This window comes from Spirosoma jeollabukense, assembly GCF_054777855.1.
On record NZ_BAAHAD010000012.1, the window covers coordinates 1 to 16,630 of the forward strand.

Here is a 16,630-nt window from a genome sequence, read left to right on the forward strand (position 1 = left end):
AAAAAAGAAAAGTCACTAATCTGATGAACGAATGAAAAATTCAAGATCTGTTAAGCCAAGAAGTCATGAAAATGATCACTCCTGACTATTTAAACCGGGCCGAGCTTTGGCTGTTGATGACGATGTTGGCGTATTTTCTGGTAAATGGCGCGCAGTTGTTTGAGACAGCCGTACTGATTCCCAGGTGGAGTGCCAAACCGCCGGCCTCCCTGTCGGTTTTACAGGGACCCTATGCCCCGGATTTGAAAACGTTCTGGGTTGTTGCCCATTCGTTGCACGAGATGACGTTTCTGGTAGCCATCGGCTTATGCTGGCAGATTTCACCGGTGCGCAACGCCCTGCTTTTCATTTTCGCGGCTCACTTTCTAATCAGACTCTGGACGCTGGGCTATTTCGCCCCGAACATAATGAACTTTCAGCAGGCCAACATCGATGGGGTGTCAACGCAATTGCCCCTTGCTGTCGGTAAATGGCGCCGTCTGAATTACATCCGGGTGACCCTCTTCCTGCTGCTATCAGTTGCCGTTGCCGTGGTCCACTGGAAGCTAAAGACAGGTCAATTCAACACTGGTCGAACTACGTTACCCCATCAAATCATTGAGCCGTGAATAACGGTGATTACGCGTGGTGTCGAGGATCTGGCCACGCAGGGGGCATTCTACAAAACCAGGATGGGCTGGCCGATAACATAACCCTGAAAAGGGACGTGGACGAGCTAGACGAGACGCCCATCGTCGAACATTACGTTGTGTTTGCTGATGAGCAGGCCAACGTGTGGGAAGTCGCTTACATCCCCTCTATTCTCTGGGGTGAGCCGGGCAAGAGCATCACGCCTAAATACATTGATAACCCGTAAGCTTTGTCGGCAAGCCTGATGCCCGGGGGAAAGCGAATGCGGTATCCTCATCGGCGAAATATTGCTATTAAATAATCCTTTTAACCCGTTTGGCCTTGATAAGCAGATGAAAAACGAATTGACTTTTGAGACAACTCTCTTACAAACCGGGAATAACACAGGTATTCGCGTGCCGGATGCAATTATCGAGCAGCTCGGGATGGGCAAACGCCCTCCCCTTGAGGTTACGCTCAATGGCTTTACGTATGCTACGACGGTGGGCGTGATGGGTGGACACTGCCTGATTCCGGTGAGTGCGGCTGTTCGCGCGCAGGCGGGGGTGAAGGGGGGGGACCCCATCACGGTTCAGGTAAGCCCTCGTTCCGGGCCCAGTCCTATCACCCTATCCGCTGACTTCCAACAGACCCTGGAGGCTAACCAGGACGCTAAGGTCTTTTTTGACTCGCTTTCCCCCAGTGGTAAAAAGAAATACGTTTCCCTTCTGGAAAGTGCCAAAACGGATGAAACTCGCCAGAAACGTTTGCAAAAGATCATGGCGGATCTGGTAGCGGGCAGAAAGTAACCCAAGGCTCTCAAGGCTCTTCTTGGCGAGCGGTCGACTAAATCGCCATGGGGTAATGGGTGGACGCAGGCAGTCCTTAAGGGATTCTTGGCGGGGGCGCTAAGCTTGGCTTTTTTACCTGCCGAGCTAAGGCATAAATCGTTCCCGAATCCATTTACCGGACAACATTCGAGCGTTTAGTTCGCCGGAACATCCTCCTATCCGATACCGTACTGGTTTACTTAACCCTTTGCATTGAATTGATCGCTGCCAAACCCGCCCGCTTATTCCGCTAAACGATAGGACGGAGTTCTGTAGACAGGTTTACACCCTACTAACGTGGGATGAGTCTGAACTTATTTAGTGGGAACGAACCTCGTACTTTGCTACGCAGGCGACAACCAACCAAACCAATTAGGCAAATGAGAAAGTTAATTTATCACGTGGGCGTTACGTTAGACCATTTCATCGCTCAGGAAGATGGCTCAGCGGATGGCTTTCTGTATGAGGGTGAACATGTAACGGATTATGTTCAGAGCTTACAGGCTTATGATACCGTGCTGATGGGCAGGAAAACCTATGAATTTGGCTACCAACACGGTCTGCAAGCCGGACAACCGGCTTATCCGCACATGACGCATTATATCTTTTCCAAATCGCTGCACTTTGAGACACCCGCTCATGAGCAAGTGCACATTATTGACCAGCATGAGGTGGATTTTATTCAGCAGCTAAAGGCTGGGCAGGGCACCCCGTTGTACCTCTGCGGGGGCGGCCGTTTCGCCGGATTTTTGTTGGAACAGGAGTTAATCGATGAGCTAAAAGTCAAAGTGTATCCGGTTCTGTTCGGGACAGGCATTCCCCTTTTTCAGAGCAACAAAGCCGTGAAGCTGGCTTTGGGAGCCGCTAAAGTTTACAACACAGGTGTCGTTTTAATGACCTACCGGATTCAGTATTAGCTCCTTCTGGTGGCGGGTCCAGGAGGGATAAACCGAGGGGTGGCAAGCGCACAGGTATAGCCTACAAATTCAACGTATTTGTATACTTAGGATGAACTGCAGATCGAATGGATCTCTTGGTTGCCTGGTAGATTAACGAGTAACTCGTGAAAGCGATGCCATGAGGGCCTTGGTCAGCTCTCTAACCTGGTCGAAGCGTTCCTGTTTCTTGGCTGCAAGTCAGTTTATAGGGGCCCCACGGGGCTTGTGGACAACGGGACATTTGCGAGTTCCATTCCGGCTTCCTTAACCCATCAAATACCGGCCAAGGGTGGCACCTCACGAGTAAATCATTCTTAGTATAGTGCCAACCAAAGTCCATTGTTATTGGCCAATACCTATTTGTCTCGCTTAGGAGCGTTTTGTAAGACGTTGGTTTTTAATAAATGTCCAATGCCATCCGTCGCATAGGCCCCCGTTTTTAAAGGGCATTTTAGCCAATCTAACTCTGAAACCGGATCGGTTTGCTGTTGCAAACTATATCCTACCTTTCTCACTCAACATAATTGAGTGAGAAAGGTAGGATTGCGAATGGTTGAATCAGTTTCGTTACTTCGATGAGTTATTAGCACTTAAGATCGTCCATTGGTAAGTTATTTTGCCGTTTTTTATGCCGTAGGAGGTAAAGGTAATGGCGTCTTCTGGCTTAGTCTGATTACGGTTTTTTGTTGACAGCTTGGCCCATACGTGCCCATACTTATTGCCCGTCGAGTCGGTAATCACTTCATAAATAGGTTGATTTATGTTTACCGACTCGACTATAGGCCAATACTTTTTTATACCTGCTATAACCGTGTCAATAGGCATGTACTTTGCTGTGGTATCGGCTGCCCACTGATTGACGATGACGACAGCGCTGTCGCTATAGCAGGCTCGATAGGTGTCCCAATCCCCTTTCGCATAAGCTCCGGATACCTTTTTGAGTAGGTCGACGTCGGGGCCGGAATTAGTAAAAGACCCCTTTCCCGGAGCAGCTTCGGATGTTGAGGTCGATTGTTGACAGGCAGTGACCCCTGCAATGATCAGCGAGAAGGCAAAAGCAATACACAGCGATTTCATGTGTTTTTTGATTTAGGTTAAAGGATAAAAAAGTAAGCAGTTCTGAGCATTCATAATCGAGTTAACGGCCTTCCTGCTACCGTGCGTTACGGAAACAACTTTCAGCATTCCGTATGTGGCAAGAGAATTCGATCGGGCTGATTAGCCCCTAGCTCTTGATTGGCCTTTTAGGTTGAACTACAGTTTAAGGAAGCCTGTAAGGATAACCCATAAAAGGGGAATTAGACAATGAGTTGATTCAGTAGCCCTTGACTCGTAGAGTATCATGTCCTATTAACTAATCTATAACTGAATATTGGTGAGTGTACTTATACACAACTAATCGTTCCAATATTTATGTAGCAATTATAAGACAGCAGGTATAATAAAACAAGTACATAATTAAATATTATGTTACTATGAACTGTCTGTTTAAGGCAACTATTCAGAAATCTCTTTACGTTTTTTGAGCGAGTGTTTTTTGGGACAACAAATTTTGATAGCTGTCCAACGATATCCGTAACCTACGCGCTCTATTTCACCGTTTCAACGCTTCGGCGATGGCCTTTTCCACCAGCGGCTCCATTACTTTATAACCTGGTAAAGTAGGATGAACGCCGTCAAGCGTATAAGCTGCTTTCAGGCCTTTCCGGTCGTCCACCATAGGCGTATAATAGTCGACATATACAAGCTTATTCTTAGTAGCATAAGCCTTTAACAGCGTATTCAGCTTCACTACTTTCTCCGCGGGTTGTAATCCAGGACGCCAGGGAAAATCGTAAGCCGGAAGCACGGAAGCCAACACAACTTTAATCTGATTCGCCTTGGCAAGTTCGGCCATCGAAACGATGTTTCCCAATACACTCTCCAGTGAAATGGGTCCCGTGTTTTCAGCAATGTCATTGATACCGGCTAAGATGACCACTACTTTGGGGGTCAATGCAATGACATCTTCCCGGAAGCGGACGAGCATTTGCGGTGTTGTCTGACCGCTGATGCCCCGGTTGATATAGGGTTTTCCGTTAAAAAAACTACTGTCGGTTCTTAACCAGCCCTCCGTAATGGAATTCCCCATAAAAACGACTCGCTGTTCACCTGGCTTAAGGGGAGCAACCAGCGCATTGTCGCCGGCGTACCGTTTTCGGTTGGCCCAGTCCATCCGTTGTGCTTCCTCCTGATCCTGAAGATATTTTTTGTACATCCCGTAGGTGACGCCTTTCAAGAGGCCGGTAGGCTGCTCAGGCCACAGTAATCCGTTTGCCCCTAGCCATTCACCAAACTGATCGATCCAGCTATCCGACGGTTTATCCTGCTTTTTCATGCCAAATCCATGACCACCCGATTGGTAAATGTGAAGCGAAGCCAACTGCTTAGCCGTGATCCACTTGGTATAAATGTCAAGGCTGGTTGGCGTTAACTTTAACTCGTCGTCAGAAGCGACAGCGATAAAAGCGGGCATTTGATGGCTGGGAGCCTTACTTCCTACAATATTCTTGTCCCAGGCATAGATGGGAGCGATGAAATCAGGTCGACTTTCGGCATTGGCATTGTAAGCAACTGACATAGTAACTCCTCCACCCGCCGAGAATCCCATAAAGCCGATCCGATTCGGATTTATGTCATACATAGCCGCGTTTTTTCGGACATAGGCAACGGCCGACAAGCCATCGTTCATCGCTAACGGTATAATCGGCGAAACAAGCGAGTCGAATTTCGATGGGGAGGACGCTACCGTTGCCAAAGCCTTAATGGGGTCGATTGTATGGGCCACCCGATACTTTAACACGAAAGCAGTCACTCCTTTTTTACTTAACCATTGAGCCACTTCATTGCCTTCCGAGTTGATCGATAAAAAAGCCAGCGCCCCACCTGGTGCAATGATAACGGCAGTACCTGTATTGATGCCTTGGGCGGGAAACACCGTGAGTGTGGGCTCAACCACATTATAAGCAATTTTAGTGTTGACGATTTGGCTATCATCGGCTTGTTCAGTCCAATTCCAGGTTTCTGAACCGGGGGCCTGTTTATCGTATAGTCGGATTACTTTAGTTTGTCCGAAAGAAAAGTTAATTGTAAGAAGGAGTAACCAAACGATACGAAAGTTCATCAGTGTGAGAAGGGTTTTTAGAGGTAAAATTTTTAATAAGACAATTCATCTGGACTCAATCTGTCTAAGCAGGTATTTACTGAGTTTGACAAAACGACATCTTGCCTTAACCTTTGAGCCCTGAAATAGGTCGTGAGCAAACCGGATTTTAGGTGAAGGAATGGCATTAAACCGTCTCACAACGCCAAAAAGAACTGTTACCCGCAGGCAAACACAAACAGGATTTAAAGCGGCGTTAGCTGACAACTTGCTGAAGGCTTGACATCTAGTTGGGCACGTTCTGCCTAACAACAGAAGGCTTGTCTACCTGGAGCGGACAACGTGCACGGAGCCGCTTATACGTCAAAGAGCAACGCTGAACGAATCGCCAGTCTTCTTTTGTATAACTCGCTTTGTAGGCTCATTTTAGACCGGCCTCTTATAGGTCTGCTTATGTATAGCTGCTTCATTCTTTGCTTGCTAAGCCAATCGGCTATAAAGTTAAGAGACTAAGTATACGGCTATAAACAGTAACGTGAGCAGGTAGACCGCAATTCTAAAAAATTACGGTGATAAGACCAAGTATATCTGTGAGTATACTGTTTCTTTAAACGACCATTACTGAAGCAGATCCATGATAAGCATCGCGTCTCACTTAAGAGCGTTTTTAGAGACATACTTTGCCATTTAAAGTTGATCGAATCCCGCCCTTTAGATAACATAAGGGATCACTTTGTTATTATTCACTCCGAACGGTTGAGACAGTGCTCTGTTTCTTTCGTTGGTAGTAGCGCCGCGCTTTCTGATTGGTGCCGCAGGTTTGCATGTCGCACCATTTCCGACGATGGTTCTTTGTTTCATCCAGGAAAAACCACCCGCAGGCTCCGCATTGTTTAATCAGCTGTTGGTCTTGGGTCGTCAGCAGCTCATAAGCCGACAAACTGAAAACCCAAACCGCTTGCATCAGCTCCTTGGCAGGCCGTTCCCAGCTCAATTCCAGATTGGCACCCTGGGTAAAAAATCCTCGCTCACTGAGCGCTTCCTGAATATACTCATTGAATGAGATGATTACCTGTGCTCTAACCTGCTGCAACTGACCCCGGGCCAGGGCGGCAAATACAGTCAACATGACCTGCCTGATCTCACGGGCTTTCTGCAAAACACGCTCAGCCTGTTGTGGATTTTGTTCGACTAATTCCTTTAAGGCGGCTAGCGTACGGGTATCCAGCAGTGATAAGCGGTGGATGAGGGTAAGCAAATCGGTATAGCGATGAAGCCGTTCGACCGGCAACTCATCGTTGAGAGCCGTATTCACAAAATCCAAACAGGCCGCCCCACCGATCAGGTCCATTTCGGCAATCGTACTCACCTTTCCCATGAGCTAAACGCGAATAAATGGTATAACCGCTAAAACAAGTTTAGAAGGTTATAGTTTCTATATCAAAATTCATACCGGTAAAACTTGTTTTAAAGGTTATAGTATGAACAAAGCAAGCACTCCTCGTTTTTGGCTGGTTTTGGCTTTTATCGCCATCTATTTCGTCTGGGGAACCACCTATCTGGCCAATCTATTTGCCCTTAAAGCCATTCCGCCCTTTATCATATCCGCCCTACGCTATTTAATTGCGAGCCTATTACTGGCTGTTTTGGCCTCTAGCAAAAACCAGCGCTTTCCTCAGGGGAAGGAAATCCGGGATTTGTCCATCAGTGGTGTCTTGATGCTGGTCGGTGGCTCTGGTCTGGTTGTCGTCGCTGAGCAGTATATTACCTCAGGATCTGCCGCTGTGATCGTAGCGACCGAGCCGCTTTGGTTTGTTCTCCTGGACTATCCCCGCTGGAAGCTCTATTTTAGGGACAAAAAGATTATCGCTGGTTTGCTGATTGGCTTTGTGGGCATCGTCCTGTTCGCCAAATTTTCGCCAACGAGTACCGCTCAGGAAGGCCAATCGACGGATCAGCTTTTAGGGACAGCACTCGTTTTGGCAGGCGCGGTCTTGTGGGTGATTGGCACCTTATTTGCTTCGCGGCGAATCAAACCCGGGAGCTATAGCCTTTGGCATACTACGATTCAGTTAGTAGCGGCCGGCCTTTTTTCTGCGTTCATTGCCTTGGTCGACGGCGAGTGGACCGGATTTGACTGGCAAGCGGTGGGGCCGCAGGCCTGGGGTGGGCTTGCCTTTCTGATCCTCTTCGGTTCGCTGATTGCTTACCTGGCCTTTGCCTGGCTGGTCACCGTCCAGCCGCCCGCCATCGTCAGTACCCATACATACATAAATCCACTGATTGCGGTGCTGATTGGCTGGCTGGTGGCTGGTGAGCAGGTTGCTGGTCTTCAGCTTGTGGCACTCCTGGTCGTGCTAACAGGAGTGGTCCTAACCCAACTCAGCAAAACGCGTGTTGAGGGTTGACACGTGAGAGTGATAAGGTATCGAGTAGTCATTCTTATTCGTCTCACTGGGGAGCAATTTACGAGACGGTTTTTTTTACATCTGTCCAACACCTAACCTAGCATACGATCAGCCCATGACAAGCTCGGATAGTCAGGGTTTAATGTTGGACCAGTGCTGATAAAATGTTCCAATCGCTTAACTAACCCTGATCAATTTCATTGAATCGTTTCGTTTACCCGCTGCTAGGTAAGCGACTGTTTATAATCTGATTAACAATAAATTCGGCATCGTCCTTGATGCCCAGAATAATGGCCGATTGCCGTTTTCTTAACCAGGGGAGCCCGATGAAATAAAGGCCCTCCACGGTGCCAACTCCATTTCGATGCCTAGGGGAGTGCTCCTCATTGAGCACCGATAAGGGCAGGTAGGAAAAGTCAGCCTTAAACCCGGTCGTCCAAATGATGGAACTGATCGCCTCCGCCACTACATTCAGTTTCGTTAAATCAGATGCGCAGGCGGCTTCTTCATCCGGCAAATCATCCAGATCACTCTCGGCCAACGGGGCCAACACCTGATGGGTTTGAATGTACTCATCGATAAGTTCTTTCACATGCCGGGAAAATTCGTCCGCGTATCTGACGTTAGCGGACGCATTGGGCTGAAAAAAGATGGTATCGGCTTCAGCTCGTACCGCCCGGCCCAGTATGAGGGCGCCACTTCGGGCCAGCGACTGTAAGCTCGTGGTTTTCCCCCCTTGCCCGGCCCCTGACACCTGCGGATTTTTAACTTTAAACAGAGATGGGTCAGTGACCGCCTCCGTCAGCGTATCATAAAACCCAATCTTCACTAGCCAATCAAAAATATCTTTGCCCCGGTAGTGTCTTGGAATCCGGCCAACCCGGGCTGTCGAGAGAAAAACGTTTCTCCCCGAACCCAGCAGATCCTGGGCGATCTGGGTTCCGGATTGGCCACTGCCGACCACCAATACCTTACCAGCCGGGAGTTGATGGGCATTTTTGTATTGACTGGCATGTAATTGCACCACCGACTTATCCAGGTGATTGGCAAAGTCGGGGATCCAACTCTTATTTTGCCCCCCCGACGCGATCACTAGCCGTCGGCTGAGATAGGCTGTCTCTTGGCCCTGCTCTGAGACGGTAACCCGAAAAACGGCTCGCTCCTGATCAATATGTACGGCCACTACCGGACAGTATTCTTTGACCGGCAGATTTTCCAGGTGGGCGTAAGTTTCCAACGCCAGAGCAAATTCAGTTGCTCCGGAAAAGGCAGTAGGGTCATCAAAATAGGGGGCCTGGTGGGGCAGCAGATTTAATTGGTTGGCCGAGTTCATCTTAAAGGAGTTCCACCGCTGTGAACGCCAGGTTTCCCCGATTTGCCCCCGTTCGAAGACCAGATGGGTCAAAACGTGTTTGGCTAAATAATAGCTGACACAAATCCCGGCATGCCCCGCGCCTACCACAATGACGTCCAATACCGGCTTATTCATAGGCAAATCGAGTCAAGGCAAACAGGGCTGGCTACCAAACTGTTAGCTCTGTGAAGCAAGTAACTAAGATCATACTTTCTTTTGGGTTAAAAAAGTGACCCTCCAACTAAACGCCCTAATTATTGATACGCCAATCTCTCATCGTCTCAGGTGGGAGCTTTTTGAGACGAATTGCTCAAGTGGCTACTTTGAATTACACCCTAACCAAGGTAGCAAGCATCTTATAAGCCAAAAGAGGCAGCCTCGGACATACCATCGCCCACCTACGTTTTCATCGCCTTGCCGATCAGAATAACCATATGTCGACTACTCTGTCAGGCTGTTTCAGTAGGCTGCAGTTCAATCACAGCCAACCATACATATACTGTACCCATTTGTGGGTGATTTTTGCCGCATAGTTGGGCATAGTTTCCTCAATCTTGCGGACCTTAAACAGGTTCTCTAGTGAAAATATCTTTGTATATCAATTAGTTAGCTGCCATCTAGCCCTGCGGCACGTTGTTGGCTTACTATAATAGTAGGCAAAGCTGTTAGGGGCTAGAAATCTATTCCTGAAGTAGCCTTACCAATCCTTCACTCATCATTTATTACTATATAGACATTATGGAACTCTTAATCACACTGTTAGTTGGTGCCGTGGCTGGTTGGCTGGCCGACCTGGTCTTTAAGCGCTTTTCGCTCTCGTTGTTGGTCGAGATCATTTTGGGTATCGTGGGGGCCTTCGTTGGGGGCTGGCTTTTTGGTACTGCCTTGGGGGCCGATACTGGTATTCTAGGTCGTATTCTAACGGCCTTTGTGGGGGCCTGTATTGTGTTGGGAATTGCCGCCTTGATCAAGGGATCGAGGCGCACGGTTTAAGATAAGTAAGCAAGTAAAATCGTAGTGAGGGTCGCCCAAGAAATGGGCGACCCTCACTGTTATATAACTGCTGAGCAAATCCTACCAGTCTATGAAGGGTATTTTGTCTTAAAGAGGAGCCTTTACTGAGATGGTGTGTTTTCCGTATAGTTATTATTGAACTGCACAAAAATTAGCCAATCCGCTCAAAAAAATCTTCTCGGTAGCGTTCTCCAACTGGGGAATTCAGTTGTGGCAATCCCTGTACGTCTCGCCGGCTCCCAACTCAGTAGAGGAACGGAATCAGACGCCAAGTATGCTCACTATAAGCTGAGTAGCCAGGAAGTACTTGCCGTAAGAACTGTTCTTCCCGGCTTATTTTCACCGCATAGGTTCCACACAAGAGCAGTAAGCCCGTCAAGCTTGACAGGCTGGGTTGATACAGGGTCGTCCCGAACGCGGCCCAGAGGAAACCCGTATACATCGGATTGCGAACGTAACGATAGGGACCACTCGTCACTAAAGTCTGGTTTTCAACTTGCTGAATGGCACCACTCCAGTTATCAGCCAGCACTTGGCGGGCCCAGGCCCCCAACAGCATGCCCATCAGCATCAAACCCATTCCTACTTGGTGAACCCAGTGAGGCATAACGGAAAAAGGTTTAGTGAACGCCATTGGTAGTGGATTAAGCAACAGGATGAAGGACAGCACAACGAGTGCTACATGGATTAGCCGATACCAACTCGTTTTCGATTGCGGCTGCACCGGAACTCGACGGCGTGTTGTATACCCCCATATGGCCCAGCCAATCCAAAAAATGCCCCATGTAATTAGAGCAAAGTAAGTAGTGAACATAGTGACAGATTCATTGCGTACAGCTTATGTAACTGAGGTAGCTGTCAATTTGTATTATAAGCCAACTCCATTAATTCCGTCCGTTGGCGTGAAGCGGTAGGCTATACTAAAAAGCCCAAATTATAGATACGACCTCGTCTCATGGAGGAGCAATTGGGAGACAGTGATTTTTTACTATCTGTCCAACGCCATCAATAGCATACGCCAACAGTTCAGTCTGTATGCTATATAGCATTTACGGTGTAAGCGTTTTATTGTAGATCATAATCATTCTTAACTTTACGGGCTATGCAAAAAAGCGATATTCTGTTCGTAATCTTTTTCATCGCTTTGATCGACGGCAAGGCACAGGTTGTAGGCACCGATAAGTTGATTGTCGACAGGAAGTTAAGCTGGCAGGATTTTACCGGTCCCGTCGATCCAGAGTCAAAATACGCAGCTAAGACCCACTGGCGGGTTAATTATAAGTACACGGTAATTCTCGTTCGTGGTGATACGGTTCAACTTGATTTACAGGTTGCTACGTTATTAAAAAGCAATTCATGGGCAGTGCCATCTAAACAAACCGATGAACTGCTGGAACATGAACAAGGGCATTTCAATATTGCTCAGCTATGCGCTTTACGATTTAAAAAAGCAGTTAAGAATATGATTCTTTTTAAGCACAATTATGCACAAACCATAGATTCCCTGTTCAATGGTGCTATAGCTGAAGCCAATCAGCAAGATATACAGTACGATGAGGAAACGAATCATCATTTAAATAAAAGGCAACAAAAAAAATGGAATACTAAAATCAACGAAATGCTCTTAAATCCGTGAGGGCATCCGTCCACTTTCGGTTGACAATGTACAGTGAATAGACGCACTGGCTACAGATAGTCATTGACAGTTCTTAAAAATAAGTCCTCGCTTGAAATACCAGATTCCTGGACACCTTCCTTCGTCTCATTTGGGAGCGAATTGTGAGACAGTTATCTGTAATAACTGTCCAACCGCACCGCCGGGCGGCCCCGCAGAATGCCGGAACACGCCCTACCGGTCATCCGTCCCATACGCCCTTAATAGGGCTGAGGCAAATAGACACTGAAGGTGGAGCCCTGACCCGGTTGACTGCTTGCCACGATGGCACTCCCATGATGAACCGCTACCTGTTGACAAATCGCCAACCCAATCCCGGTGCCCTCGTATTGACTGCTACCATTCAAGCGGTGGAAGACCTGGAAAATCTGGTCCTTGTACTTCTCCTCAAAACCAATGCCGTTATCTGATACATCAATGCGGTAGTAGCTCTGGGCGGCTCCTGACAGCTCCACACTAGCCGGTAGATCCGAGGCAGGGATTTCTTGAGTGCTAAGCCTGATTCGGGGAGGCGTATTGGGTTGATGAAATTTTAAGGCATTACCCAATAGGTTTTGAAACAGCTGCCCTAACTGCCGGGCATCGCCCATCACGACCGGCAGTGGATCCAGCTGGATGTCAGCTTGCCTTTCTTCAATCATCAGGTCCAGATCGGTGAGTACCTGATTCACGACATCCAGCACCGATACGGGCTCTAAAGTGGTTCGTTGAGCAGAGAGACGGGACAGATTCAGCAAATCTTTGATCAGCACCGTCAGGCGCCCAGCGGCGGATTGCATGCGCTCCAGATAACTAACGCCCTCCCCCAACTGAACAGCATACTCATTTTTCAGTAAATCCCCGAAGGCCCGTATTTTGCGCAGCGGTTCCTGTAAATCATGGCTGGCTACATAGGCAAAAGCCTGTAAGCTTTCATTGGATTGCCGCAATCGTTGGTTAGCCTTGGCCAGCTCCTGATTAGCGGTTTCTAACTCGGCAGTACGCTCCTGAACCTGCTGGTCCAGGTTAGCCGAAAGCAGTCGGTAGGCTTCCTTACTTTCGATCAGGGCCTGTTCAGCCTGCCGTTGCTGGGTGACATTGGTATGAACCCCCACCCATTCCCGGATCGATCCGTCCGGTGCCAAAAGGGGGATTGCCCGAATGGAAAACAGCCCCCAGCTGCCGTCTGCCAGGCGTAGCCGGTGTTCAAAGGCAAACATGCGACGCTCAGCGACGGCTTTCTCCCAGGCATCAATGGTGGGTTGAGCATCATTTGGATGGACGGCTTTTGCCCACCCATACCCCCGGTACTCGTCTTCTCTTTGCCCGGTGAGCGTGGCCCAGCCTGGCTGAGGGCCAATCATTTGCCCGGTAGCATCATTGGTCCATAATATGCCCTGAACGGCCCTGATGGCCGCCTGGAACCGCTCTTCACTGTCCTTTAACGCCTGTGGCGATTGAGGATCACTTGCCATGTTCTAAAAATAGTCGTTTAGGCTCGCGACGGGAGTCGACTGACCATTAGGATAATCTATGGGCAAATAAATGACATATTTTCATTGTATGCCACTAACTAAGGTGGCCAACTACTAAAGATAACCGTCTTAAAAAACACTCTATTGGGCGAGAGCAGATTCATTTCACCTAAGAGGGTTTGAAGAGACGGGCTTACCTGCGTATTTAGTCAAAGAACAAAACTTCAGGCTGAATACTGTTGCTGGAAACGCTGGCCGGTGCACACCCTCAATTGATTACTTTTTAAACCATTCCTTAATCGTTTTAGGATGCGTTGTCTGGTAGCTATAAACTAGGCCCAATAGCCCATTGAGAACAAGGCCAATGAGCCAGCCGGCTAGCCGACCATGAGCATGAGTAGCAAATGTTCCCATAAAGATAGTCCACCCCCAAACAAGGACCATACTGAGGGTCAGCAGTAATTTAGTGAGTTTGGCCATCGACTTGGGGGAGGTTACTTCGACCGTTTTTAAAGGATATATTTCTAGCCTTCAAGGTGCCTGATAGAAGAAGACAGAATCAAATCTATATTACTGGTCTGGTTTATATTTCTACGAGCGGACGCCCAAATTCCGCGAGCTAAAAAAGGTTATAACAACCACGCCCCGCTGTAAACGTATTTATAGGCCCTTCTTATCAGGTGGGAGCCAATAGTGAGCCACCTAAGCTTATTAACCCCTGGCCGTCGCTCCCCCTCCCGTTTACCGAATGATGGTTGAATTTTGATAGATTAATACCCAAGACTCAGTAGTATATAAAAAATACTACTATATTTGGGCATGAATACCACGTCTCATCAGCTACTCAAGGGCAGCCTCAGTGCCATTATTCTTAAACTGCTGGCCGACACCGAGTGGATGTACGGCTATGAAATTTGCCAAAAAGTCAAGCAAATCACCGACGGCCAGCTCAAGATTACCGAAGGGGCCCTTTATCCCGCTTTGTACAAACTGGAAGCCGACGGTATGCTGATCACCAAATCTCAAATCGTGGAGGGCCGTACCCGTAAATACTATGCCATTGCCCAGGATCAACAAGGCAACGCTGTAGATCGTTTGGCACAAATTGACCAGTTTCTCCATCAATTACAACGCATACTTACTCCCGGTGATCTCCATCAGCTTCCTACTCCCTAATCAACTTTACCGCTATGACTCAGGCTCAACAGGCTCGCATCACTACCTTTCTGACACACCACTGTGAATTGATTGAAACCGTCTTTATCGACGAGATGAGGGACCATTTTGTGGCCTCCGTAGCAGCCCGGATGGCCGATTCGCTTTCGTTTGAGGAGGCACTTCAGCACACGATTGATGACTTTGGCGGGCCAACCAACATCCGGAAGATGGAATGGACCTATCGGAAGGTGTATTCGAAACGTCTGTTGCGGAACTGGTGGACCCTGGTAAAAAGCCAATTCGCTGCCCACAAACGAGTTCGGACGATACTGGTAGTGGGCTTTGTTACATTTGCAAGCTTATATTTTGGCTTGAATAATGATTTTATGGGTGTACTCGGTGAAACGATGCTATGGAACTCAGTTCAATGGACAAGTAGTATATGGGCTCTCATGCTGAGCTGGTTTTTGCTCCAAGGAGTGGCTCCCCGGTTGAAGAAAGTGGGAGTCGTACGCTTCCCCGCCTTGTTGATCCGGTTTCTGACGTATTTGGTGTGGGCTGTGTCAGTATGGCTTTATATAAGCCTTGGTGGTTTGGAGCTGTCTTGGCTGGTAAAAGGCTTAGGTTATACCGCTCTGTGGTCAGCGTCGGCACTATTTTATCTAAGTCTGGTGGATTTCTCCAAGCAAACAGACCCCAACTCATGGTACCAAACCAGGTAAGTACGAGATCCCCATTCTAATCACTGCCTTACTAATCGCCCGGATTAATGAACAGAAACATGAATACTTCTTCGTCTAAGACGGAAGCCTATTCATGAACGTTTCCTCGTCTCGCATAGGAGCGTTTTCGGAGATTGATTTAAATTATCACTTAAGGAGACGGAAGTTCAAAGAAAGATTAGGCGTGCCATAGCTAACTAATCAGCCAAGCCAAGAATCTAAGGGCTCACGTCTAACCACGTACAGGAGGATGAATCACACAACGTTTGGCCCAATCTGTCCGGTGTTTGGCTTAGATGAACGCTGAACTTCATTTACTTTTACAGCCTGATTCAGCTAGCATATGTCCCCGGCTCCCTCTACTCAACAAGTCATTTTTGTTGTACCCCCACAGGTCCACATACTGGATCTGACGGGACCCGTGCAGGTATTTTACGAAGCTGTCGAATACGGAGCACCCTTTCAGTTACGCTATTGCTCCTTTCAAAATCAGCTTATCAGTTCAGCGGGCCTGCTTATGGGGCCAGTACAGCATTTTACCCAGCTGCAATTGCAGCCAGGTGATTTACTTTTTATCCCAGGCATGGAAATGGAGTACATCCGGTCAACGGCCCTTAAAGCCGAGCACGGCTTCCTGACCTGGCTCCGCGAGCAACACCATCAGGGCGTCATCCTATGCTCGGTTTGCACGGGTGCCTTTTTAGTCGCTCAGGCCGGCCTGCTGGATGGCCGAAAATGTACCACCCACTGGAAGCGTATCGAGGAGCTGCAAACGACCTATCCACGAGTGGCCACCCAGCCCGATCGGTTATTTGTCCAAGATAGCGGGATATATACAAGCGCTGGCGTAACGGCGGGTATCGACATGGCACTGGCGATTCTGGAAGAGCGGCAGGGACCCTTATTCGTCTCGAAGATAGCCCGCGAATTGGTCGTCTACTTACGGCGTGGCCCGCTTCATTCGCAGAAAAGCGTTTACCTCGAGTATCGTAACCACATGAATGGGGCTGTCCACCAAGTGCAGGACTGGCTGATTGCTCATCTAAAAACCAGGACCAAATTAGAAGACTTAGCTGAAGTGGTTGGCATGAGTACCCGCAACCTGACCCGAATGTTTCGAAAGGAAACAGGCATTTCCATCCTTGACTACACCACACTAGTACGACTGGAGCGGGCGCGTACCCTACGGCAAAATCCAGGCATGACCATGGAGGCGATTGCCCAGCAGTGTGGCTTTCAGGATGCCCGTCAGTTGCGTCGAATCTGGCAGAAGGACGACGTCAAGAACAATACACAATCGCTTTCCTAAACTCACTCTACCGACCC

Annotated in this window: 17 protein-coding genes; 10 read left to right on the forward strand and 7 right to left on the reverse strand. The window is 48.3% G+C overall.

Annotated elements, in window-relative coordinates; genetic code table 11:
* Positions 1-65 precede the first annotated feature (65 nt).
* The 4 genes from ACYVEA_RS28450 (at position 66) to ACYVEA_RS28465 (ending at position 2,356) form a co-directional block, all read left to right on the forward strand.
* Entirely contained in the window at positions 66-608 is a 543-nt protein-coding gene (locus ACYVEA_RS28450; protein WP_461073673.1) for a transposase, read from the forward strand.
* Positions 605-856, forward strand: a complete 252-nt coding sequence (locus ACYVEA_RS28455) for a hypothetical protein (RefSeq protein ID WP_461073674.1) — start codon at positions 605-607, stop codon at positions 854-856. The genes ACYVEA_RS28450 and ACYVEA_RS28455 overlap by 4 nt, the downstream gene beginning before the upstream one ends.
* Positions 857-962: 106 nt before the next feature.
* Positions 963-1,418, forward strand: a complete 456-nt coding sequence (locus ACYVEA_RS28460) for a YdeI/OmpD-associated family protein (protein ID WP_461073675.1) — start codon at positions 963-965, stop codon at positions 1,416-1,418.
* 401 nt (positions 1,419-1,819) lie between these two features.
* The gene (locus ACYVEA_RS28465; protein ID WP_461073676.1) at positions 1,820-2,356 is read left to right on the forward strand and encodes a dihydrofolate reductase family protein; all 537 of its coding nucleotides are present in this window, start codon (positions 1,820-1,822) and stop codon (positions 2,354-2,356) included.
* Between the two features lie 588 nt (positions 2,357-2,944).
* Here ACYVEA_RS28465 and ACYVEA_RS28470 read toward each other — a convergent pair.
* From ACYVEA_RS28470 to ACYVEA_RS28480, 3 genes are all read right to left on the reverse strand, one after another.
* Positions 2,945-3,454 carry a hypothetical protein gene (locus ACYVEA_RS28470; protein ID WP_461116816.1) on the reverse strand — a complete coding sequence of 170 codons (510 nt, stop codon included), beginning with the start codon at positions 3,452-3,454 and terminating at the stop codon, positions 2,945-2,947.
* Positions 3,455-3,971: 517 nt separating this feature from the next.
* Positions 3,972-5,540, reverse strand: coding sequence for a GDSL-type esterase/lipase family protein (locus ACYVEA_RS28475; protein ID WP_461116817.1), 1,569 nt, complete (start codon positions 5,538-5,540; stop codon positions 3,972-3,974).
* Positions 5,541-6,258: 718 nt separating this feature from the next.
* Complete coding sequence (locus ACYVEA_RS28480; protein WP_461116818.1) at positions 6,259-6,897, reverse strand: CGNR zinc finger domain-containing protein; 639 nt, start codon at positions 6,895-6,897, stop codon at positions 6,259-6,261.
* A 103-nt stretch (positions 6,898-7,000) separates the two neighbouring features.
* Here ACYVEA_RS28480 and ACYVEA_RS28485 point away from each other — a divergent pair, with 103 nt between their 5' ends.
* Positions 7,001-7,927, forward strand: a complete 927-nt coding sequence (locus ACYVEA_RS28485) for an EamA family transporter (RefSeq protein ID WP_461116819.1) — start codon at positions 7,001-7,003, stop codon at positions 7,925-7,927.
* Between the two features lie 214 nt (positions 7,928-8,141).
* Here the strand turns inward: ACYVEA_RS28485 and ACYVEA_RS28490 are convergent, their stop codons facing one another.
* A complete protein-coding gene (locus tag ACYVEA_RS28490) occupies positions 8,142-9,416 on the reverse strand; it encodes a flavin-containing monooxygenase (RefSeq protein WP_461116820.1) in 1,275 nt (424 codons plus the stop codon).
* 603 nt (positions 9,417-10,019) lie between these two features.
* Between ACYVEA_RS28490 and ACYVEA_RS28495 the strand changes: the two genes are divergently transcribed.
* The gene (locus ACYVEA_RS28495; RefSeq protein ID WP_460972265.1) at positions 10,020-10,274 is read left to right on the forward strand and encodes a GlsB/YeaQ/YmgE family stress response membrane protein; all 255 of its coding nucleotides are present in this window, start codon (positions 10,020-10,022) and stop codon (positions 10,272-10,274) included.
* A 265-nt stretch (positions 10,275-10,539) separates the two neighbouring features.
* Here ACYVEA_RS28495 and ACYVEA_RS28500 read toward each other — a convergent pair whose 3' ends face one another.
* Positions 10,540-11,109: a methyltransferase family protein gene (locus ACYVEA_RS28500; protein WP_461116821.1), complete on the reverse strand. Its 570-nt coding sequence runs from the start codon at positions 11,107-11,109 to the stop codon at positions 10,540-10,542.
* 288 nt (positions 11,110-11,397) lie between these two features.
* Here ACYVEA_RS28500 and ACYVEA_RS28505 point away from each other — a divergent pair, with 288 nt between their 5' ends.
* Positions 11,398-11,931, forward strand: a complete 534-nt coding sequence (locus ACYVEA_RS28505; protein ID WP_461116822.1) for a DUF922 domain-containing protein — start codon at positions 11,398-11,400, stop codon at positions 11,929-11,931.
* A 239-nt stretch (positions 11,932-12,170) separates the two neighbouring features.
* On the opposite strand, the gene ACYVEA_RS28510 is transcribed toward ACYVEA_RS28505, so the two are convergent.
* Positions 12,171-13,424 (reverse strand): PAS domain-containing sensor histidine kinase, encoded by a 1,254-nt coding sequence (locus tag ACYVEA_RS28510; RefSeq protein ID WP_461116823.1) that lies wholly within the window; start codon positions 13,422-13,424, stop codon positions 12,171-12,173.
* A 276-nt stretch (positions 13,425-13,700) separates the two neighbouring features.
* The gene (locus ACYVEA_RS28515; protein ID WP_461116824.1) at positions 13,701-13,904 is read right to left on the reverse strand and encodes a hypothetical protein; all 204 of its coding nucleotides are present in this window, start codon (positions 13,902-13,904) and stop codon (positions 13,701-13,703) included.
* Positions 13,905-14,243: 339 nt separating this feature from the next.
* Between ACYVEA_RS28515 and ACYVEA_RS28520 the strand changes: the two genes are divergently transcribed.
* From ACYVEA_RS28520 to ACYVEA_RS28530, 3 genes are all read left to right on the forward strand, one after another.
* Complete coding sequence (locus tag ACYVEA_RS28520; RefSeq protein WP_461116825.1) at positions 14,244-14,600, forward strand: PadR family transcriptional regulator; 357 nt, start codon at positions 14,244-14,246, stop codon at positions 14,598-14,600.
* Positions 14,601-14,614: 14 nt separating this feature from the next.
* Positions 14,615-15,304, forward strand: a complete 690-nt coding sequence (locus ACYVEA_RS28525; protein ID WP_461116826.1) for a hypothetical protein — start codon at positions 14,615-14,617, stop codon at positions 15,302-15,304.
* A gap of 343 nt (positions 15,305-15,647) precedes the next feature.
* Positions 15,648-16,613 carry a GlxA family transcriptional regulator gene (locus ACYVEA_RS28530; RefSeq protein ID WP_461116827.1) on the forward strand — a complete coding sequence of 322 codons (966 nt, stop codon included), beginning with the start codon at positions 15,648-15,650 and terminating at the stop codon, positions 16,611-16,613.
* Positions 16,614-16,630: the final 17 nt, after the last annotated feature.